This window comes from Maridesulfovibrio pacificus (SeqCode) (assembly GCF_048612815.1).
GTDB lineage: Bacteria > Desulfobacterota > Desulfovibrionia > Desulfovibrionales > Desulfovibrionaceae > Maridesulfovibrio > Maridesulfovibrio pacificus.
This window is the reverse complement of the sequence record NZ_JBLZNE010000001.1, coordinates 2,189,917-2,206,857: the sequence shown is the minus strand read 5'-3', so window position 1 is coordinate 2,206,857 and position 16,941 is coordinate 2,189,917. Positions and strand designations below refer to the sequence as shown.

The following is a 16,941-nucleotide window of genomic DNA, read 5'->3' as shown; positions in this document are numbered from 1 at the left end:
AAAAAGAGCAGTTCTTGGTGTTGTATTAATAATTAAACGGGCAAAAAGATTACCTTTTTGCCCGTTCGCTTTTTTCTTATATGTGTTTCTAACCGACCTTTCGATGTGCTTCATTGTGCATATCTTGATCCGGGGCAGCCCGCGCCTTGAGCTTTTCAATTTCTATTTTCATTAAGCTGTTTTCTTTCCATAACTGTCTATTTTCTTTGTATAGTTCTCTGTTCTCTAACATTAGTTCGCGGTTAGTCGCACGCTCTTTGCTTAATTCAGTTTCAAGAAGTTTACTTTTTTCTAGTTCTGAACCGAACTCTATGATGTCAGCAGATGCTAGTTCTTTCATTACAAAGTCTTCTGCCAGCTCAGTAGGACCCTCTCCTGTCAAAAGCCAATCGAAGGACACACGGTAAGTCTTAGCTATGGCTATTATTACATCTGCATTAGGTGTTCTTTCATCACGTTCGTAGTTTCCAAGCGTGTTCTGAGCAACACCTATTGTGCTTGCAAACCTTTTTTGAGGTGTCTTTCCGCGAATCTTCTTTATTCTTTGACCAATAGTCATAGGGTTAAAGTTCCTTTTTGAAGTTTAACACAAACTTTAACACCCAAGCATAGCTATACAACTAGTTGATATTTATGGATTTTTCCAACAGATATCACAAAGTTGAACTTTAACGCAAAATCGAGGTTGATATTAACTCAATTTTGTGGTTAAAAAAGCTCATGGGCAGTTGAAAAAAATAGTTCTTTCTCAACCTAGCCCACCACAGAGAGGCGGTCAACGTCTGGAGATGAGTCTAAATCAGACAATGACCGCCTCAAACCCCAGACAGTAAACGGACTTTAAATGCACACACAGTTATCTCTTTTTGACGACACCGCCACCCGTTTGGGTGACCTTGATGCAGCTATTGCGAGAGCAATGCATCAGGCGTTTGCGCGGTGTGGCAAAAGCAAGGATGAGATTGTGGACGCAATGAATGCTGTTGCTGATAGAGGGCGGTTTAAGCTGACAAAAGGCAACGCCAAAGCCCTCACTGTAGCGACCTTTGAAAAATGGTTGTCGGTCAAAGAAAAACACCATGTTCCCCCCAGTCGCGCCATCAATGCTTTCTGTGAGGTGGTTAAAGATCTCACTCCGTTGCAGGTGCAATTGCAGGTTCATGGTGCTGACATCATGACTCCTAAAGACAGAAAGCTCCGCGATTACGGTGCAATTGTAATCAAGGATCGCAAGACCAAACGAGATAAGAGGAAAATGGAGGAGGAGCTTTTATGAATAGTGCCGCATCAGGAGCGGGCAAGTTTCGTGACCCTTGGGTGATCCGCAAGCGGCTGGATGAGTTGGGAACCAACATGGCCCAGATAGCCAAGAAAATAGACGTTAGCCCCAACCTTGTTCACGCCACTGTTAAGGGCGCGAAAAACAACAGACGAGTTTTAACGGCTTTGCTCGAAGTCGGGTGTTCACCCAAAATTTTGAGTCTGCCAGAAGATATGAAGGAGATGAAATGAGAGTTGATATTTTTAAACATGGCAACCCCTGCGATGAACTTGTCTATGCAGTCGACCACAAAGGCGAAGTAGAAAGTAATCTTGACCCACAGGTGCTTGCCGAGGTCCATGACGCTTTGATTGCCGAAACAAACCGTGTCTCCCAACTCATAGCAGCAGTTGGAATCAAGCCCGATTATACAACTGCAACAACAGCAGTTTTTGGGCGTGTTGTTGATCTTTATGGCTGTGTTTTTGTGAACGGTAAACAGTACGCCACAGGTTGTTCCTATGGATCAAGTATGGCCTTTCAGACCTGCGGTGATGTTGTCGAAATGCTGGACCCGGTCACTATGAGCTGGGTTGAATTGCAGCCTACCCCCCTCGCAATAACTGCTTAGGTGAATCCATGACTCAGGTAAATATCACATACACCACACAAGAGCTTGTCGAGCTGCTAACAGTCACAGCTATGACTATCTCTCGCCGTGCCAAGCGTGAAGGTTGGCAGTCACAGCCTCGTCCGGGCCGTGGCGGCGGCAAGCTCTGGATTGTGGCTTCCATGCCTGAGTCAACCCGTGATCAAATTTCTGCATCAATCACCTCGCAGATGCAGGCGGAACAGCCGGAGTCCCTGACTCCCTCCAAACCCCAACTCCCGGCTGTTCTGCCTGTCAATCTGGCTGATTGGCAGCGCGAAATCATGGAAGCACGTTTGATCATACTGGCAGAGGTCCAGCGGATCGCGGTCATAGATGGCATAATTAAAGCTGAAAAGCGTTTTGCCAAGATGGCCCGTACCGGGGAACTTTCCCAGTATTATCAAGACCTCATTGCTAAAGCTAATGCCCGTAAGGGTAAGGCGCGGGCTTTGTCCGCTTCTACCCTGCGTAATTGGCGCAGGATCAACAATAATGAAGGCGCGGAAGGGCTTGCACCCAAAGTGACGCAGGCTCCCCTTGAAAAGCAATTTCCCGCATGGCTTTTGCCGTTTCTTCGTGAATGGCGTTTGCCCTCAAAACCGAGCATTTCGCAGATTTATTATGACCTCAAAGAGGATTTAAATCTGCCATCCCTGCGCACTGTTGAGCGCAAGGTCGCTGCTTTGGGTGAATTAGAGAAAAACCGTGGAAGGCTTTTGCCACGGGAAATTAAACGCTTCAAAGCCTTTGTTCGCCGTGAGTTCAAAAAGCTTCTCCCTACTGACGTTTACACCGCAGACGGTCATACGATGGATATGTACGTGTTGCATCCTGCGCACGGCAAGCCGTTCAGACCAGAGGTTACCAGCATTCTTGATGTTGCCACCCGTAAATGTGTGGGCTGGTCCATAGGGTTGGCTGAAAACTCATGGGGCGTTGCTGATGCCATACGTATGTCGGTGGTTGACCACGGTATATGCGCAATTTTCTACGTTGATAACGGCTCAGGGTTTAAGAATGCCATGCTTGATTCTCCGGGTATGGGAATGCTGGCCCGACTTGGCGTGAGCAAAGAACACAGCTTGCCGTATGCATCTCAAGCGCGTGGTTTGATTGAACGGTTCCAGCGAGAGCTGATCCGTAACGCCCGGCGCATGCCCGGTTACTGCGGCATGGATATGGACAAAGAGGCAGCACAGCTTGTCCGCAAAAAGGCTCTCAAGGAGATCAAAGAAACCGGAACTACCCGCATTATTCCTACTTGGGAGCAATTCATTGAAATGATGAAAGTGCTCGTAGCTGAATACAATGACCGCCCTCATTCATCGTTGTCTAAAGTTGTTGACTCAAGCACTGGCAAAAAGCGCAATCAGTCTCCAAATGAACGCTGGGCTGCTCTGAAAACCGAAGCCGATATTATTATTCCTAATGAAGTCGAAGTTGCGGACCTGTTCAGACCTTACGAAATCCGCACCGTTAGTCGCTGTGAAATCAATCTTTACCGCAACCGTTACTTTTCTAAAGGCCTTGAAGACTACCACAAGCAAGAGGTCCAAGTCGGCTACGACATTCACGATGCCAGCAAGGTCTGGGTGCGTGATCTGGATGGTAGATTTATCTGTGAGGCCGGATTTGAAGCCAACAGCGCAGATTACTTCCCCATGCCGGTTGTTGAGCAAGCCCGTGAAAAACGTGCTCAAGGTCGCAAGAAGCGGTTACAGGTTCACATGGATGAAGTTGATGCCGAGCTGCACGGCATAGGTGGTGCTCTTGAGGCTGCTCCGGTTGCCCAGAAGCTCAAGATGACTCCTGAACAGGAGCGAATTGAAGCCGAGCTGCTTAGTGAGGCTGTGCCGCAAAGTTCCGCCAAAGTGATTGAAATCAAGACTGCGGAAGCCAACCTCATTCCTTCTGATCCTGACGAACAGTTCAAGCTGGCTCTTGAGCTGGAGGCACAAATTTCCAATGGACTTGATGTTGATACTAAACTGGCTGTTTGGCTTGGAGGTTATCAGCATTCGGCAGAATACAAAGCACGCCGTGATATGCAGGAACTTTTTAACCAAGCGTATCAGGCAAACTAAGGAGAATTAAATGGCACAGGATGCACTTACAGCTCCGCTCTCTAATGTGGTTTTAGCATTGGAAATGCTGAACAGACTTGTGGACACCCCTGAACACTTAACCCCGCTGGGCGTGTTCTTTGGTTTCCCCGGCTACGGCAAGACCAAAAGCCTTACTTATGCCGCAAACAAGCATGGTGCGCTTTACCTTGAGGTCGGCGCAAGTTGGACCTTGAAAAAGTTTTGTCAGGTGCTCGCCGGGGAACTGGTCGGTAGAGGTGAGATCAAAAAAACCGTTACCGATCTTGTAGAGCAGATAATTGAAGCCCTTGCCATGGAAAGCCGCCCGGTGATTATAGACGAATTCGACCATGTGACCAACATGGGGGAAAAATCAGTCAACACCATCCGGGAAATACTGGACAAAGCGAGGTGTCCGATTGTTCTGATCGGCGAAGAAAACCTTCCTGCGCGTTTGTCCCGCTGGCCCCGTTTCGATAGCCGTGTTCGGAGCTGGGTTGCTGCACAGCCCTGCACCGTTACCGATGCCGGGCATCTGGCGAAGATGTATGCGGGTGAGATTAAAATTGAAGAAGCAATACTTGCCGATATGACCGCGCAGGCCAGCGGAGTAACCCGCCGCGTCTGCCACGGCATTGAGACCGTGCGGGAAATGGCTGCCGTAAAGGGCCTGACCACAGTAACCATGAAAGACGTTGCCGGGCAGCCTTACTGGCAGGCCCGTCCGACCATGAGGAGAGCCTAATGGGACGTAAGCCGATTGATAAGCAGGCCGCTGAGAATGCACCGCGTGGGCAGGAACACTATTGGCAGGTTATGCAGCAGTTGGACTGTGATGCCGGATTTACTCTGGACGCAGTCTACCGCAAGACCAACTCCAGCAAGGCAGTGATCAAGGAATACATGGGAAGGTTGTTGAAAGCAGGTTTTTTGGAGGTTGTACGCTCTGAAAAAGAGGGCATCATTACCCGTCATTTCTACAGCATCGCCAAGCGGAGCCGTTTTGCCCCCAAGGTCGACAGGGACGGCAAGCTTCTGCCTCCTTCCAAGCGGGATCATATGTGGCGGACCATGCGCATGAATAAGAACTTCACCATCCGTGAACTGGTGGCCTTGGCATCTACGGACGAGGTAGTCATCAAGCCCGCTGACGCGAAGGACTATATCAAACATCTGTCCCATGCCGGGTACGTAAAGAATATCGGCAAGAAGGGAAACGCTTTCAAGTTCCTCCTGATCCAAAATACTGGCCCGCTGCCCCCCAAAATTCAACGCATTAAACAGGTGTTTGACCCCAATTTAAATAAGGTTGTCTGGACACCGGAGGAGAAAGCATGAGCCGCACCAGCGCAGTAGAAACCACCAACAAGGCTTGGGAGTCAGTCCCGGATTGGGTGCTGGCCTTGGCACAGACATGTGATGATCAGGAATCCCAGCACCAGACCGCCAAGCGAGTCGGTATTTCTGCCACCGCAGTTAACCAGATTTTGAAGAACAAGTACCCCGGCAGCCTGCCCAATGTTGAGAAGAAGGTCCGGGCCGCGCTCATGACCGATGTCGTCACTTGCCCGGTGCTGGGCGAGATCGGAAGCAGCCAGTGTCTGGAGAATCAGAGCAAGCCGTTTAGCGCGGCCAGCTCGTTGAAAGTGCAGCTCTGGAAAGCATGCCAGAAGTGTAAACAGAACCTTAATCGTAAGGAGTAAACAGATGAAAAGGAAAACTGAGAACAGGATCAAGGATTGTGTGGCCAGAATGCGGATACTGGCAGACATGCTGCCCTGCGAATTGCGCGAGGAAGCGAACTCCATTGCCAGTGATCTGGCTGGTGAATTGAAGACGAAGCAGGTTGATTTCCGGCGGTCCGAAGAAATCGCAGCCGAGCTGGGCGCGGGAATGGAGGGCTGATTATGGAAGGCTATATGGAAAATGCCCAAGGGCACCAAGTACCCTTGGACCAAGTTAAAGAGATCGACAAACTCAGGCACGAAACTGTGATGGAGCTGGTAGGACAGGTCCATAACGAGCGCAAAGTTATGAGCCGTCTCAAGGGGCGCATGATGGGTGATATTGAAGCGTTTGTCCAGACCAGTCTGGAAGAATACGGCGTTAAGCGCGGCGGCAAAAAGGGCAACGTTACCCTGCATTCATTTGACGGTAAGTACAAGATTGAACGTGCCATGCAGGAACACATGGTCTTTGATGAACGTCTTGAAGCGGCAGAAACTCTTATAGGTGAATGCCTGCAAGAATGGTCGGAAGGTAGTCCGGGAGAACTAAAAGCCGTTATTAATGACGCTTTCAAAGTCGACAGTGAAGGCCGTGTGAAGGTCGGCAGAATTCTCGGCCTCCGCCGCCTGAAAATCAATGATGAACGCTGGAATGAAGCAATACGGGCTATTAACGACAGTCTGCAAATTGTCGGCAGCAAGTCTTATGTTCGCGTTTATGAGCGGCAGGAAGACGGCTCTTACGAAGCCCTTTCCCTCAACATGGCCTCCATTCCGCTCGGTTTGGATGAGGAGGAATAGCCATGCCGTTATGCGAATTCTGCGGGAAGTCGCTCCCCAAAGGTCATCTGAGGTTTTGCGGCTATAAATGCTTGCACGGAATCCAAAAGCCAGAGCCTAAACCTAAACCGGCTTTTAAGCCCCTTGCGTCTGTTGAAAGTTATAAGAAGAAGCGTTCCATAGGCGGACTTGATCCTTGGGCATCCATTGATCACACGCCCGGTATGCCTTCGCCTAACTCCGTAATGTTTAACCCGCTGGGGTAGCCATGGGAACCAATGTAACCAATCACGTCCTCACAAGAACCGAAGAAGACATCACTTTCGTCACTGAGGATATAAAAGTCGAATATTGGATGATTAATGCACCCAAGCAGGAAGGCGTTTATGTCGTCTGCCGAGATTACAGCGGGTCCAGCTTCCCGCTCATGTGGGGACATAATGTCCTGATGTTCGATTTACAATGTGATGCATGCGGCGCGGCCCTTATATGCGCCGAGATTGAGGCAAAACAGTAATGCGAAACAGCCCCACGGGGCTGTCGGCGGAGCGTGGTGGCTCCGCCCTGATGAGCAGCCAGATCTGATGAAAATCCAAAGGTGGATATGATGAATACTGAAAACAAAAAAGAAATGACGGTCGATGTTACCCCTACTTGGGAAGCTACGATGCGTATTCTTGTTGAATGCATTATCGCAAATCCCGACAACTGCCAGAATGCCAAAGATGAAATTATCCGAGGTGGTAAGATTTTGGATCGGCTCATAGCTGACCAAAAGGAAACGCAGGAATGCCAAAAGAATTAACCCTTGAAGACCTCACAAAAGCAGAACTAATCATCCTGATAAGGGAAAAGTCTGGACTCAATCTGATTCGTCAGTGGGAGCTACTACATGCGCGTTGGATGTATCTTAGAGAGAAAAGCATAGCTCTTAGTGAGGTTGCAGACCGTGAAATGCAAGAAGCGTCAGACAATAATGACACTATGGCGATTGTGGCATCATGTGTAACCGCTGAAAAAGCGCATAAAATTTGGATTAGAGCTGACAAATATAGGGAAGCCATGAACGAGCTACGGAGCTATTAACCATGGGCGAAAAACGCAAAGACGAAGAAGGTATTTCTTTACTTATCAAAAAGACGAGCAAGACAGTACTCAAGCTCCAGCTTTTTGATTCCATGTTGTGGCCGGATCAGCCCGGAGCCGAGGACGGTAAATACCGTGTGAAGGTTGCAGGCTGCTGGTTTACTCCACGTGGCATTAAATACGATTTCATGAATGAGCTTGAGATTCTAGCCGTGTTTCGTGACGGCTTTCTGTCTCTGGTTGATCACAACACAAATGTGAACACTAAGCGGCTTTACCTGCCGCAGGGAACACGGGTGCGCGTGCCTAACGGTAAAGAGGATATTGGACCAAGAAAGGACTTGGGTTTTGTAGGTTCTCCTGCTTTTCTCGGCGCGGACCAGCAGTGGCATGTTTTTGTCTCCATTGCTGGCCGGGGTCGTGTGCAGGTTCCTATTCATGAACTGGAGGTGGTTTAAATGAGTTTCCGCAATAAACTTATCGGCAAGATCAAGCTCGGCTGTAAACAGCTTGGCTTAGACGATCCTGAAAAGCGGGATGAATACGAAACCATGCTTTTCAATCTTACGAACAAGACCTCATGTGCAAAAATGAATGCCAAGGACTTGCATATGGTTATCAACCACTTGGAAAGCCGGGGTGTTGTCTTCAAGAACAAAGGCAATAAACGTAAGCACAAGAAGTCCAAAGATGCACACACCCGGATGCTTTTCGGGCTTTGGACTGAACTTTACGAGGCTGGTGGTGTTTCCGATCCCAGCCGTGAAGCTCTTCGGGCATGGGTTAAACGTATGACTAAGAGCGAGGACCATCCTGATGGTGTTGGTGATCCCGAATGGCTGACAACTAAGCAGCTCAACCAGTGCATAGAATCACTCAAACAGTGGATAGCAAGAATCTCATAGGAGGTTATTATGCCTACATCATCATGGCCGCCGTTATTGCAAGAGCTGGCCGACACCATAGGCCGGGAGCCTGCGCTTGTGCTTGCTGAGGAATTGGGCGGCGTATCTGAATATATCCCCCAGACTGCAAAGCCTAGTCATAAGCTTGCCAAACTCCTTGGCATGGAACGTATGGGAATCCTGTGCGAGACCTATGGTGGCATGTGGATGACCATTCCGCGCGGCGTTAATCTTGATCCCAAAAAGCCACAGATACAGAAAATGCTGGGACAGAAATCGGGCCGGGATATTGCGCGTGAGCTGGGTGTAAGTGAGAGGTATGTCCGCCGGGTGGCTAATGAGGCTCCTAAATCTGAACAAAGTATGCTCCCCGGCTTAAGTTGACCTTTGCTTATTAGCTGTATACTTAGCGAATATATCAGGAGGTATATATGAGATTGACAATGATAGCGTTGTTTATGGTTCTGATCTGTTCCACTGCCTATGCCGAGGATGTACGTGTTAACTGCAAGGAATACGCTGCAATGACAGGCGAAACAAGCCTGCCCTGTGACGACTTTGAATTCTTAACCGTACCGAAGGCGGATTATGCTGCCGCAGTGCTCCGCGCTAAGATCAGAGCTTGCAAAGCCAAAGTTCAGGCCAAATTTTCAGGCATTGATTGTCAGCCCCGCCAGCTCTGGAGCAAGGGCGAAGACGACACATCCAATGCTTGCTATGAAGAAATGCAGGCTTGCGAAAAGATCGGCGCAAAGCCTGACAATACCCCGGTTGCCCAACAGAAGGTAAACCTGTGGGATTGACAGTAATTTAAATCCTCGTTTAAACATCCCTTTAAAGCCCCCGGCCAGAAATGACCGGGGGCTTTTCTTTTGCCCGGAACAGTTCCGGGTGCCTCCTATCCTGCCTCCTGCCGTATCTATCAAATTCATAAGATTACATATCAAATTACTGATCTAAGGAGGCTGTTATGAAAATACTGTTTGTTAATTTGCTCCTCATGCTGGCGGCCATGGCCGCTATGGTCTGGGGCTGCCATAACCCCAAAATCAAAAAGGTCAGCATCAAGTTGCCCTTGTATATTGCCGGGCTTCTGCTTGAAGTGGTGGCCGTTATTTCATGGGCATATTGTGGGCTGTGGTGGTGGATCAACTGGATACTGTTGGCCGAAGTGGCGGGTCTAATCCTCTGGGCGGTTTCTGCAAAGAGATTTAAAGGCACTCATAATTACTCCGGGACGGAACCTGTCATTCTCGGCATTGGTATCGCCTTGATAGCCATTGTTTCATGGGTTGTGCTCGCTATCTGGGGATAAGGCAACGTGATGATAACAGTCAGACTTAAACGCTATCACTGCGGTGATCAGGGAACATTAGGGCTGCTGCGTGGTCCCGGCATACGGCTCCACGTAATAGAGCTGCCGGACAGACAGAACCGCTCTAATGTCTCCCATATCCCCACTGGTAGTTATGACTGTGTCTTGGTCCGTTCTCCACGTTTTGGTGTGGTTTACCATGTCAAAGATGTGCCGGGACGCAGTCACGTTTTAATACATTCCGGGAACTATGCCGGAGATACTTCGCTAGGTTGGAAGACTCATTCCCACGGGTGCATCCTTCCTGCTCGTAAAATTGGTCGTCTGGGCAAACAGACTGCCGGATTATGTAGCAGGTCTGCTCTCTCTGCCTTTATGTCTGCACTGAATCATAAACCGTTCAAACTGATAATTGAGGACGTACAATGATTGATATTTTCGAAATTAGTGGAACCGCTTTCTGTGTGGGGTTCGGTCTTGTTCTCGGTGGCTATGTAGCAGTCGGCGTTGTTAAAGTAGGTGGCTGCATTTGTGACGCTATTCAGTTTGCAGGCCGTAAGATTCGTAAGAAAATGAGGTAAGCCATGATTGCAGATGCATTGTTAAGCATAGTGACAGGCGGGGCTACCGGTCTTTTGGGCTCCATCTTTACGGGAGTTTTTTCGTACTTCGAAGATAAGCGCAAAAACGCTCATGAAATCGAAATGCGCAAACTCGACATGAAAGAAATGGACAAGGAGTGGGAATACCGCCAGCGGGCCGCAGATCGCGAGGCCGAAACCCGCCTTGAAGAGTCTGCCGATGATCTTATGGAACTTTCCTATCAGCATGATTCGTCCAGTATCCTTGATGGTCATGATCTGCCCGGTTGGTCTGTATGGCTTCTCATTCCCATTGAGGCTTTACGGAAGCTTGTTCGCCCCGGCCTGACGGTCTTCCTGATCTGGCTTGTGTGGACCACTCGGTGTGAAGTCTTGGATGTGATCAAACAGTCAAATATCTCGGTGATGGACCCTAAGACTGCTCTGGGGATTTATCAGCAGGTCATTAATACTATTCTGTATTGCGCAACCACTGCACTGCTATGGTGGTTCGGTACTCGTAAGAAGAAGGAAAGTAAGTAAATGAGTACCGAAGCAAGCATCTTCTCTGAAATCAAGTCGTGGATACCCACCGTAATATTTGCCGGGCAGTTCGTTATGGGCTGGTTTTTGTACAAGCTGGATAAACGGTTTGTCAGAAAAGGTAATTGCGAAAAGTGTCGTAAGGAAATCACTGACGCGGTTGCCAAGCTCAGTACAGATTTTGACACATTGAAAGATGATGTCGCTAAAGACATAGAAAAAATAAATGAGGGTGTGGACGATCTTGAGGATCGAATTTCTATCAACGAAGAGCGGCTTGCAAATCAGCCCACAGCTAAAGAAGTTACAGAACTGAATCTCACAATGAAAGAACTAGCTGGTGATATAGGTATCCTTTCTGAGCGTATTGAAGGTGTGAAGGAGGCCCAAATATCAACTAAAGAGCTAGCTGTCAGACTTGATAATTATCTCAGGAAAAAAGGATAGAAAATGAATTACGGATCATACATCAACGAGAGCCTGCGCCTGTGCATTCTTCGTATTCTTATGGAAATTGGCGGCGCAACTGCCAACGAAAGTCTTATTGAAAAAATATCAGTAAAACGGTTTGCATTTTCAGAAGACCGTGAACGTCTACGTACCCAGATTAAATGGCTTGCAGCTCGTGGCTTGGTGACCCTGCCCGATGACTGCGAGAAATGTTTGACTCCCAAGCTTACAGCCGAAGGTAAGCGGGTAGCTACTGGATTGGATGAGGTTGAAGGCGTGGATATGCCCTCGCTGTAAGGATCGGTTATGCCCAAGAAAAAAAGCAAAGGCCGTGGCCGTCCATCATCCATTGATCTTCTGCCGGAAGATTTGCGGGTTGCGATTAATACCGCTTTACGTGAGCGCAGGTTGACCCAGAAGCAGATTCTCGACCACTTCAATGAGCTACTTGAAGGTCGTGGCGCGGAGCCTATCAGTAAGTCTGCACTCAATCGTTATGCTCTGCATATTGAAGAAACCGGATCAAAACTTCGTGAGGCCCGTGAAGCTGCCGCAGGCTTGGTCGGTGGGCTTGGTGAAAGTTCGGATACTGATCTGGGACGTGCTGTAACTGAAATGATTAAAACAATGGTCTTTGATGCCGTGCTTGACCGTAGCGATGAAGATGAAGCAGGGCCGGACCTTGACCGCCTTAAAACACTTTCAATCATCGTTGAGAAGATCGCTAAGGCCAGCAAACTTGACTCGGACCGCGAATTCAAAATCCGTGAACATGTTGAGTCACAGGTTAAGAAAGCCGCTGCCAAAGAAGTTGATAACGTTGGCAAGGAAAAAGGACTTTCCACCGACACTATCAGTGCCATTAAAACCTCTATCCTCGGTATCAGGGTGCAGGCGTAGATCATGAGTAAGAATCCGGTAAGCCGTAAAGAATGGGCCGACATACGTGCCGAGTCCATGCAATCTTTCCCGGATGTTCTGGAACCCGGCGGCAGTGCTATTGATATTCTGCTTGGGTATCAGAAAGAAACCTATAGCTCTATTGAAGAACACCCCCTGACCGTAATTTCAAAGTCTCGCCGTATCGGCGAAACTTGGGGAATAGGTTCCTCTGCTGTCCTGACCTCTGCCGCTGCCAGAGGGGCTGGAGGAATGGATACTCTTTACATCGGCTACAATCTGGATATGGCCCGCGAATTTATCGACGTGTGCGCCATGTGGGCCAAGGCATTCAATCAGGCTGCGTCCGATGTTGAAGACTTCGTCTTTACTGATAAAGACGACAAAGACGGTGATAAGGATATCAAAGCTTTCAGGATCAGCTTTGCCAGCGGTTTTGAGATTATCGCTCTTTCTTCCCGGCCCCGTTCTCTACGTGGCCGTCAAGGGCTGGTCATAATTGACGAGGCTGCATTTCATGATGATCTGCCGGAACTGATCAAAGCGGCCATGGCCCTCCTGATCTGGGGCGGTAAGGTGGTGGTTGTGTCCACTCATGATGGTGAAGCAAACGCGTTTAATGAGCTGTGTGATGACATCCGCTCTGAGCGCAGGCCGGGTAAACTGGTCGAGATCACGTTTGACGATGCCCTTAAAGATGGCCTGTATCAGCGAATCTGTTTGGTCACTGGTCAGGAGTGGTCACCTGAAGGCGAGGCTCAGTGGCGGCAGGACGTAATTGATTTTTATGGCGAGGATGCTGATGAGGAGTTGTTCTGTATCCCGTCTAAAGGCTCCGGTGTATTCCTCCCCACTATGCTTATTGAAGCACGAGCAGCTGGTGTGCCTGTTGTTTCCTTGGAGCTTGAAAGTGAGTTTACCTTCTGGCCGGAAGATAAGAGAATTTCATGGATTGATGATTGGTGCGAGGAGAATTTAAAGCCACTACTGGATAAGCTTCCGAAAGATTTAGTTCATTGCTTTGGGCAGGACTTTGCTCGTGTGGCTGACCTTTCTGTTATCTGGCCTATTAGTATTCAGCGTAACCTTGTGCGCTTTTGTCCGTTTCTGGTTGAAATGCGTAATGTCCCGTTTGAAGCCCAGAAGCAAATCCTTTTCTATATTGTTTACGGCCTACCCTTGTTTCAGTCTGGAGCTATGGACGCAACCGGTAACGGTTCATATCTGGCCGAGGTTGCAGCTCAGAAATTCGGAGAAGAGCGAATCAGTCAGGTTAAACTTTCCGATGCCTATTACAAAGAGAACATGCCCAAATTTAAACGGGCTTTTGAAGAAGGCATGACAACAGTTCCTGATAACGATGATGTTGTTCAGGATCATAAAGCAATTAAAAAGATAAACGGAGTTCCGAAGGTTCCCCGTGGTGACCGAACTGTGTCCAATGGGGGCAAGGCTGCTGGTAAAGGCAAGAAGAAAAAGAGACATGGCGATAGTGCTATAGCTCACTTCCTTGCTTACATAGCCACGCTCATGGACGTGGCCCCTATTGAGTTTCTCGCTGACAATTCTTCCGGTGAGGAAGTCTCCAGCAACAGCGTCTTTAATCACCAGATAAATGACGCCATGTCCTTAATCCCCGAAGATATGCTCTGGGAGTATTAATATGAGCGATAGACCCGAATTAATCGAATTTTCCGCAGACGATACCTATACTATATATGATACGTGGATCGGCGACATAATTCCCAATGAGGATAGCGTTCTGGCTTCCCTTGGCGGCGATCTGGAAGAATATTCCAAGCTTCTTCGCGACCATGAGGTGCAAAGTTGCTACCAGCAGCGGCGGGATGCTGTCATTGCCTGCGATTGGACGGTTACACCCGGAGCTAAAGACAAAAAATCGCAGATGGCCGCTGAAAGTTTAAATGAGTATTTAAACGGCATATCATGGGATCGTAAAACCCGGATGATGCTTTCCGGCGTATTCCACGGTTATGCTGTTGCTGAGTGCATGTGGGCCAAGGATGGCAGCAATATTGCCCTTGATCAAATCCTTGTACGCAAGCAGCGGCGGTTCGGCTTCGGTAAGGATATGCGCGAGCTGCGTTTGTATGATGTTAACAGGATCAAAAGCGAAGCCATGCCGGAACGCAAGTTTTGGGTTGCGTCCTTTGGCGCGGATGATGACGACTCGCCGTATGGCCGTGGGCTTGGGCATTATCTCTGGTGGCCTGTATTCCTTAAGCGAAACGGTGCTAAGTATTGGGCCATCTACCTTGATAAGTTTGGTAGTCCCTCGGTTAAAGCCAAATATCCCAACAACGCTACCGAGAAGCAAAAGCGCGTAGCCCTGCAAGCTGCAAAAGCTCTGCGGCAGAACAGCGCATCGGCTTTCCCTGAAGGCTTTGATTTGGAGTTGTTGTCAGCCACGGGAAGTGGAACCGGCTCATACCTGTCCTTTATGAGCTATTGGGATATAGCCATAGCTAAAATCATACTTTCCCAGACAGGCACAACCAACGCGGGGGCCTATGTCGGTACCGCTAACGTGCATAAGTCTGTCCGTCTGGATGTGGTGCGCTCCGATGCTGATCTGCTGTGTGAATCCTTCAACACCGGCCCGGCCTGTTGGCTAACCGAGTGGAACTATCCCGGCGCGACTCCGCCGAAGGTCTCACGCATTGTTGAAGATTCCGAACGCGTGGGTATGCAGATTGACCGCGATACTAAAATTTATGCAATGGGCTTCGAGCTGACCGAGGAAGCCTGCACCGAAAAGTACGGCTCCGGTTGGGTGAAACGCAAAGAGAACCCGGCCCCGGCATCATTTGCCGAGCAACCCGTGCAACGAGATCCCGCAGAAGAAGATGACGTTGAATTGATTTCCGGGCAGCTAGACCAGCTCACCGTAGACGGCATGGACGATGTAATCAATCAGGTGCGCGGACTGCTGGATCAGGCCGAACAGCAGGGAGAAGGGTTGGATTATGTAGCCGAACAGCTCTTGCAGCTTTACCCCGGCATGGACATGTCTGGTATAAGTGAACTGGTGGGGCAGGCCATGAGCGTGGCCTATTTACAAGGTGCCGATGATGTCAAAACCTGAACCTAAGTTTGGTGCCGTCCCTTTTACCGAGGCCATTGATTTTCTACAAAGCAAGGTCCGGTTACCCACAGCCACATGGACGGATATTTGGAAAGGCGAACATGCAAAAGCGTTTGTCGTGGCCGGGGCCATGAAGGATGACTTGCTGCTTGATTTCCACACCGCCATCCAGAAGGCTATTAAGGATGGCACCACCTTGGCTGATTTTCGCAAGGACTTTGACAGCATCGTTGCCAAGCATGGCTGGAGCTACAACGGTAATCCGGGGTGGCGTTCCCGCGTAATCTACAATACCAACATGCGCCAAGCATCTATGGCCGGACGTTGGCAGCAGATACAGCGAACCAAAAAGCAACGTCCTTACTTACGTTATGTGGCTCGTAAGGGCGGGAACCGCAGACCGGAACACAAAGCCCTGCACGGAACTATTCTTACGGTTGATCATCCGTTCTGGCGTACTCATTACCCCATGAATGGTTGGGGTTGTAAATGTACAGTTCAGAGTTTGAGTGAGGCTGACCTTAAACGGTACGGCTACAAGATTTCAGAAGAAGCCCCGGCAATAGAATATGAAGAGCGCACCATCAACACCATTAACGGCAAGAAAACAATAGAGGTTCCCAAAGGGATAGACCCCGGCTTTGATTACAATCCGGGTGAGGCTGCTTGGGGCAACACCTTGTCTGATAAAGCGGTATCCGAATACCGGGCCAGCGGTGAGTGGAAGAAATGGAATAAGCTTTCCTCCGGTGATCATAGATCAGAAAAAAGGTCTCCTCTGGTACCAGCTGAAAAAGTTACTACCAAACTTGGACCTAAAGCCGCTGACCGTGAACAAATGGCAACCATGCTGCGTAAGGAACTGGGCGGCGAAGAAAAAATATTTACACTGGCGGACGGCTCCCCGCTGCTTGCCAATGCTGAAACATTGGCCCGGCATATTCCCCTAGACCGCAGTCAGTTTATCCCGATGCTGACAGACCTTATTAACGATCCTTATGAAATCTGGATATCGTTTGAGGAACACGAGATTACAGGACGCATTGCCCTGCGCAAGCGTTTAATCAAAGTGGTGGAGCTGGATAAAAATAAAGTGTTGCTGCTGGTGGCGCAGGCATCAAACGGCATGTTTGAAACATGGACATACATTCCCATAAGGAGAATGGCCGAAGCAAACAAGCATAGAGTTGGGAAATTGGTGTGGGGTAAGGATTAAGGGTCATGTGCGAGACAGCCGCACGACCGCCCGACATGGATTAACGAGGCTGCCTCCCGATCCATGTCTTCGGTATAAATAAAATAGCCCTTAATTCTATGTTGGTCAACCTATGCTTAAATTTGGCCTTAGAGAATTTCTAGACTAATTTTGCGGGTCGATGTTGCCTGTATTTTTTAAATCAAAATTTAAACGGCATTCTCGCCCAACCACGTACATATCTATATATGTATCCTGCCTATTTTCTATGCATGGGTGACAAATGTCGCCACTTGCACTATGGTGGCAAGCGAAATTGAAAAGCCGAAAAGAGCACCCGGAACTGTTCCGGGTGC

Annotated in this window: 27 protein-coding genes and 1 other RNA gene; 27 read left to right on the top strand and 1 reads right to left on the bottom strand. The window is 49.0% G+C overall.

What is annotated here, in order from left to right; genetic code table 11:
• Positions 1-88: 88 nt before the first annotated feature.
• Positions 89-559, bottom strand: a complete 471-nt coding sequence (locus ACNI23_RS10305) for a helix-turn-helix domain-containing protein (protein WP_420248469.1) — start codon at positions 557-559, stop codon at positions 89-91.
• Between the two features lie 285 nt (positions 560-844).
• Here ACNI23_RS10305 and ACNI23_RS10300 point away from each other — a divergent pair, with 285 nt between their 5' ends.
• The 27 genes from ACNI23_RS10300 to ACNI23_RS10170 all read left to right on the top strand — a co-directional run bounded on the left by ACNI23_RS10300 (position 845) and on the right by ACNI23_RS10170 (position 16,606).
• Entirely contained in the window at positions 845-1,276 is a 432-nt protein-coding gene (locus ACNI23_RS10300) for a hypothetical protein (protein WP_420248467.1), read from the top strand.
• On the top strand, positions 1,273-1,512 hold the full coding sequence (locus ACNI23_RS10295; protein ID WP_319778412.1) for a hypothetical protein: 240 nt from the start codon (positions 1,273-1,275) through the stop codon (positions 1,510-1,512). The genes ACNI23_RS10300 and ACNI23_RS10295 overlap by 4 nt, the downstream gene beginning before the upstream one ends.
• A complete protein-coding gene (locus tag ACNI23_RS10290) occupies positions 1,509-1,892 on the top strand; it encodes a hypothetical protein (RefSeq protein ID WP_420248465.1) in 384 nt (127 codons plus the stop codon). The genes ACNI23_RS10295 and ACNI23_RS10290 overlap by 4 nt, the downstream gene beginning before the upstream one ends.
• An 8-nt stretch (positions 1,893-1,900) precedes the next feature.
• A complete protein-coding gene (locus tag ACNI23_RS10285) occupies positions 1,901-3,997 on the top strand; it encodes a Mu transposase C-terminal domain-containing protein (protein WP_420248463.1) in 2,097 nt (698 codons plus the stop codon).
• 10 nt (positions 3,998-4,007) lie between these two features.
• Positions 4,008-4,742: an AAA family ATPase gene (locus tag ACNI23_RS10280; RefSeq protein WP_420248461.1), complete on the top strand. Its 735-nt coding sequence runs from the start codon at positions 4,008-4,010 to the stop codon at positions 4,740-4,742.
• A complete protein-coding gene (locus ACNI23_RS10275; protein ID WP_420248459.1) occupies positions 4,742-5,335 on the top strand; it encodes a hypothetical protein in 594 nt (197 codons plus the stop codon). Before ACNI23_RS10280 ends, ACNI23_RS10275 begins: the two co-directional genes overlap by 1 nt.
• Positions 5,332-5,700 (top strand): helix-turn-helix domain-containing protein, encoded by a 369-nt coding sequence (locus ACNI23_RS10270; protein WP_420248457.1) that lies wholly within the window; start codon positions 5,332-5,334, stop codon positions 5,698-5,700. Before ACNI23_RS10275 ends, ACNI23_RS10270 begins: the two co-directional genes overlap by 4 nt.
• Positions 5,701-5,704: 4 nt before the next feature.
• Complete coding sequence (locus ACNI23_RS10265; protein WP_420248456.1) at positions 5,705-5,902, top strand: hypothetical protein; 198 nt, start codon at positions 5,705-5,707, stop codon at positions 5,900-5,902.
• Positions 5,903-5,904: 2 nt separating this feature from the next.
• On the top strand, positions 5,905-6,525 hold the full coding sequence (locus ACNI23_RS10260; protein ID WP_420248454.1) for a DUF3164 family protein: 621 nt from the start codon (positions 5,905-5,907) through the stop codon (positions 6,523-6,525).
• A gap of 247 nt (positions 6,526-6,772) precedes the next feature.
• Entirely contained in the window at positions 6,773-7,021 is a 249-nt protein-coding gene (locus tag ACNI23_RS10255; protein WP_420248452.1) for a hypothetical protein, read from the top strand.
• Positions 7,021-7,085, top strand: an RNA gene (locus ACNI23_RS10250) — hammerhead ribozyme type II. Before ACNI23_RS10255 ends, ACNI23_RS10250 begins: the two co-directional genes overlap by 1 nt.
• A gap of 26 nt (positions 7,086-7,111) precedes the next feature.
• Positions 7,112-7,309: a hypothetical protein gene (locus ACNI23_RS10245; protein ID WP_420248451.1), complete on the top strand. Its 198-nt coding sequence runs from the start codon at positions 7,112-7,114 to the stop codon at positions 7,307-7,309.
• Positions 7,294-7,590, top strand: coding sequence for a hypothetical protein (locus tag ACNI23_RS10240; protein ID WP_420248449.1), 297 nt, complete (start codon positions 7,294-7,296; stop codon positions 7,588-7,590). The genes ACNI23_RS10245 and ACNI23_RS10240 overlap by 16 nt, the downstream gene beginning before the upstream one ends.
• 2 nt (positions 7,591-7,592) lie before the next feature.
• Positions 7,593-8,048 (top strand): hypothetical protein, encoded by a 456-nt coding sequence (locus ACNI23_RS10235; RefSeq protein ID WP_420248447.1) that lies wholly within the window; start codon positions 7,593-7,595, stop codon positions 8,046-8,048.
• Complete coding sequence (locus ACNI23_RS10230) at positions 8,049-8,495, top strand: gp16 family protein (RefSeq protein ID WP_420248446.1); 447 nt, start codon at positions 8,049-8,051, stop codon at positions 8,493-8,495.
• Positions 8,496-8,504: 9 nt separating this feature from the next.
• Complete coding sequence (locus ACNI23_RS10225) at positions 8,505-8,879, top strand: RNA helicase (RefSeq protein ID WP_420248444.1); 375 nt, start codon at positions 8,505-8,507, stop codon at positions 8,877-8,879.
• 47 nt (positions 8,880-8,926) lie between these two features.
• The gene (locus ACNI23_RS10220) at positions 8,927-9,298 is read left to right on the top strand and encodes a hypothetical protein (RefSeq protein ID WP_420248442.1); all 372 of its coding nucleotides are present in this window, start codon (positions 8,927-8,929) and stop codon (positions 9,296-9,298) included.
• Positions 9,299-9,465: 167 nt separating this feature from the next.
• Positions 9,466-9,810, top strand: a complete 345-nt coding sequence (locus ACNI23_RS10215) for a hypothetical protein (protein WP_420248440.1) — start codon at positions 9,466-9,468, stop codon at positions 9,808-9,810.
• Between the two features lie 9 nt (positions 9,811-9,819).
• Complete coding sequence (locus ACNI23_RS10210; protein ID WP_420248439.1) at positions 9,820-10,239, top strand: DUF5675 family protein; 420 nt, start codon at positions 9,820-9,822, stop codon at positions 10,237-10,239.
• On the top strand, positions 10,236-10,391 hold the full coding sequence (locus ACNI23_RS10205) for a hypothetical protein (protein WP_420248437.1): 156 nt from the start codon (positions 10,236-10,238) through the stop codon (positions 10,389-10,391). The genes ACNI23_RS10210 and ACNI23_RS10205 overlap by 4 nt, the downstream gene beginning before the upstream one ends.
• Positions 10,392-10,394: 3 nt before the next feature.
• Positions 10,395-10,934 (top strand): hypothetical protein, encoded by a 540-nt coding sequence (locus ACNI23_RS10200; RefSeq protein WP_420248435.1) that lies wholly within the window; start codon positions 10,395-10,397, stop codon positions 10,932-10,934.
• A complete protein-coding gene (locus tag ACNI23_RS10195; protein WP_420248434.1) occupies positions 10,935-11,381 on the top strand; it encodes a DUF2730 family protein in 447 nt (148 codons plus the stop codon).
• 3 nt (positions 11,382-11,384) lie between these two features.
• A complete protein-coding gene (locus ACNI23_RS10190; protein WP_420248432.1) occupies positions 11,385-11,681 on the top strand; it encodes a VpaChn25_0724 family phage protein in 297 nt (98 codons plus the stop codon).
• A gap of 9 nt (positions 11,682-11,690) precedes the next feature.
• Positions 11,691-12,284: a DUF3486 family protein gene (locus ACNI23_RS10185; RefSeq protein ID WP_420248431.1), complete on the top strand. Its 594-nt coding sequence runs from the start codon at positions 11,691-11,693 to the stop codon at positions 12,282-12,284.
• Positions 12,285-12,287: 3 nt separating this feature from the next.
• Positions 12,288-13,946, top strand: coding sequence for a hypothetical protein (locus tag ACNI23_RS10180; RefSeq protein WP_420248429.1), 1,659 nt, complete (start codon positions 12,288-12,290; stop codon positions 13,944-13,946).
• Position 13,947: 1 nt separating this feature from the next.
• On the top strand, positions 13,948-15,390 hold the full coding sequence (locus tag ACNI23_RS10175) for a DUF935 domain-containing protein (RefSeq protein WP_420248427.1): 1,443 nt from the start codon (positions 13,948-13,950) through the stop codon (positions 15,388-15,390).
• Entirely contained in the window at positions 15,377-16,606 is a 1,230-nt protein-coding gene (locus ACNI23_RS10170; RefSeq protein ID WP_420248426.1) for a phage minor head protein, read from the top strand. Before ACNI23_RS10175 ends, ACNI23_RS10170 begins: the two co-directional genes overlap by 14 nt.
• Positions 16,607-16,941: the final 335 nt, after the last annotated feature.

Excerpts from the sequence above, each read along its gene's own strand:
- ACNI23_RS10225 (WP_420248444.1), top strand. The coding sequence starts at position 8,505 with ATGCCTACATCATCATGGCCGCCGTTATTGCAAGAGCTGGCCGACACC.
- ACNI23_RS10195 (WP_420248434.1), top strand. The coding sequence starts at position 10,935 with ATGAGTACCGAAGCAAGCATCTTCTCTGAAATCAAGTCGTGGATACCC.
- ACNI23_RS10285 (WP_420248463.1), top strand. The coding sequence starts at position 1,901 with ATGACTCAGGTAAATATCACATACACCACACAAGAGCTTGTCGAGCTG.
- ACNI23_RS10210 (WP_420248439.1), top strand. The coding sequence starts at position 9,820 with ATGATAACAGTCAGACTTAAACGCTATCACTGCGGTGATCAGGGAACA.
- ACNI23_RS10190 (WP_420248432.1), top strand. The coding sequence starts at position 11,385 with ATGAATTACGGATCATACATCAACGAGAGCCTGCGCCTGTGCATTCTT.
- ACNI23_RS10180 (WP_420248429.1), top strand. The coding sequence starts at position 12,288 with ATGAGTAAGAATCCGGTAAGCCGTAAAGAATGGGCCGACATACGTGCC.
- ACNI23_RS10290 (WP_420248465.1), top strand. The coding sequence starts at position 1,509 with ATGAGAGTTGATATTTTTAAACATGGCAACCCCTGCGATGAACTTGTC.
- ACNI23_RS10305 (WP_420248469.1), bottom strand. The coding sequence starts at position 559 with ATGACTATTGGTCAAAGAATAAAGAAGATTCGCGGAAAGACACCTCAA.
- ACNI23_RS10265 (WP_420248456.1), top strand. The coding sequence starts at position 5,705 with ATGAAAAGGAAAACTGAGAACAGGATCAAGGATTGTGTGGCCAGAATG.
- ACNI23_RS10220 (WP_420248442.1), top strand. The coding sequence starts at position 8,927 with ATGAGATTGACAATGATAGCGTTGTTTATGGTTCTGATCTGTTCCACT.
- ACNI23_RS10205 (WP_420248437.1), top strand. The coding sequence starts at position 10,236 with ATGATTGATATTTTCGAAATTAGTGGAACCGCTTTCTGTGTGGGGTTC.
- ACNI23_RS10230 (WP_420248446.1), top strand. The coding sequence starts at position 8,049 with ATGAGTTTCCGCAATAAACTTATCGGCAAGATCAAGCTCGGCTGTAAA.
- ACNI23_RS10215 (WP_420248440.1), top strand. The coding sequence starts at position 9,466 with ATGAAAATACTGTTTGTTAATTTGCTCCTCATGCTGGCGGCCATGGCC.
- ACNI23_RS10295 (WP_319778412.1), top strand. The coding sequence starts at position 1,273 with ATGAATAGTGCCGCATCAGGAGCGGGCAAGTTTCGTGACCCTTGGGTG.
- ACNI23_RS10170 (WP_420248426.1), top strand. The coding sequence starts at position 15,377 with ATGTCAAAACCTGAACCTAAGTTTGGTGCCGTCCCTTTTACCGAGGCC.
- ACNI23_RS10235 (WP_420248447.1), top strand. The coding sequence starts at position 7,593 with ATGGGCGAAAAACGCAAAGACGAAGAAGGTATTTCTTTACTTATCAAA.
- ACNI23_RS10255 (WP_420248452.1), top strand. The coding sequence starts at position 6,773 with ATGGGAACCAATGTAACCAATCACGTCCTCACAAGAACCGAAGAAGAC.
- ACNI23_RS10175 (WP_420248427.1), top strand. The coding sequence starts at position 13,948 with ATGAGCGATAGACCCGAATTAATCGAATTTTCCGCAGACGATACCTAT.
- ACNI23_RS10300 (WP_420248467.1), top strand. The coding sequence starts at position 845 with ATGCACACACAGTTATCTCTTTTTGACGACACCGCCACCCGTTTGGGT.
- ACNI23_RS10245 (WP_420248451.1), top strand. The coding sequence starts at position 7,112 with ATGAATACTGAAAACAAAAAAGAAATGACGGTCGATGTTACCCCTACT.
- ACNI23_RS10260 (WP_420248454.1), top strand. The coding sequence starts at position 5,905 with ATGGAAGGCTATATGGAAAATGCCCAAGGGCACCAAGTACCCTTGGAC.
- ACNI23_RS10200 (WP_420248435.1), top strand. The coding sequence starts at position 10,395 with ATGATTGCAGATGCATTGTTAAGCATAGTGACAGGCGGGGCTACCGGT.
- ACNI23_RS10185 (WP_420248431.1), top strand. The coding sequence starts at position 11,691 with ATGCCCAAGAAAAAAAGCAAAGGCCGTGGCCGTCCATCATCCATTGAT.
- ACNI23_RS10280 (WP_420248461.1), top strand. The coding sequence starts at position 4,008 with ATGGCACAGGATGCACTTACAGCTCCGCTCTCTAATGTGGTTTTAGCA.
- ACNI23_RS10240 (WP_420248449.1), top strand. The coding sequence starts at position 7,294 with ATGCCAAAAGAATTAACCCTTGAAGACCTCACAAAAGCAGAACTAATC.
- ACNI23_RS10275 (WP_420248459.1), top strand. The coding sequence starts at position 4,742 with ATGGGACGTAAGCCGATTGATAAGCAGGCCGCTGAGAATGCACCGCGT.
- ACNI23_RS10270 (WP_420248457.1), top strand. The coding sequence starts at position 5,332 with ATGAGCCGCACCAGCGCAGTAGAAACCACCAACAAGGCTTGGGAGTCA.